The 356-nt window shown below is 68.3% G+C and carries 1 protein-coding gene; it reads right to left on the minus strand.

Going from position 1 to position 356, the window contains the following annotated elements:
- A partial coding sequence (locus tag AC0L2A_RS36460; protein ID WP_473613023.1) for an AMP-binding protein occupies positions 1–356 on the minus strand: 356 nt, incomplete at both ends.

A 356-nucleotide genomic window follows, 5' to 3' on the forward strand; every position in this document is an offset into this window, starting at 1 on the left:
GAGCCGTGGGCCCGGATAGGCCGGATCGAGCGGCACATAGGCGCCGCCCGCCTTCAGGATCGCCAGCAGCCCCACCACCATCGCCGGGCTGCGCTCGACGCAGATCGCCACCGGCTGATCCGGCCTGACCCCGAGCCCGATCAGGTGATGCGCAAGCCGGTTGGCCCGGGCGTTGAGTTCGCCATAGGAGAGCGCCTCGTCCTCATGCACCAAGGCCACCGCCTCGGGTGTGCGGCGCACCTGTTGCTCGAACAGCTCATGGATGCACCGACCCGACGGATAATCCGCCGCCGTCCGGTTCAGCTCCTCCAAAAGGTAGGTCCGCTCCTCGGGCGGAAGAATGTCCAGCTCCCGCA

The organism is Mesorhizobium sp. WSM4844 (genome assembly GCF_055811775.1).